The following is a 646-nucleotide window of genomic DNA, read 5'->3' as shown; positions in this document are numbered from 1 at the left end:
ATCAGATCTCAGGCTATATGAACGACGGATTTGCCTATCGTTCGCCCTACATCCTTAGACCGGGACAACCATCGCCCGGCTCGGCTACCTTCCTGCGTCACACCTGTTAATACGCTAAACGCACCAGCACGGGGTCGTACGCTAGGCCCAACGCTTCACCCCGAAGGGATCCATCAAAGGGATTCAGATACTTAGCACTACTGGATTGTCTTGGGCGGTTCTTCGCCGGTACGGGAATATCAACCCGTTGTCCATCGACTACGCCTGTCGGCCTCGCCTTAGGTCCCGACTTACCCAGGGAAGATTAGCTTGACCCTGGAACCCTTGGTCTTCCGGAGGACGGGTTTCTCACCCGTCTTTCGCTACTCATGCCTGCATTCTCACTCGTGTGGCATCCACGGCTGGTTCACACCGCCGCTTCACTCGCCACACGACGCTCTCCTACCCATCAACACGGCTGGACCACGAAGGCCTACCACTAATGTCAATGCCACAACTTCGGTGGCGTGCTTGAGCCCCGTTACATTGTCGGCGCGGAATCACTTGACCAGTGAGCTATTACGCACTCTTTCAAGGGTGGCTGCTTCTAAGCCAACCTCCTGGTTGTCTGTGCAACTCCACATCCTTTCCCACTTAGCACGCGCTT

At 55.9% G+C, this 646-nt stretch carries 1 rRNA gene; it reads right to left on the bottom strand.

Annotated features, from left to right (window positions below):
• A 23S ribosomal RNA gene (locus tag C5C30_RS17285) occupies positions 1–646 on the bottom strand; the annotation flags it as partial.

The sequence above is a fragment of the Rathayibacter sp. AY2B5 genome, from assembly GCF_002931645.1.
Classification (GTDB): Bacteria; Actinomycetota; Actinomycetes; order Actinomycetales; family Microbacteriaceae; genus Rathayibacter.
This window is presented reverse-complemented; position numbering and strand designations above follow the sequence as displayed.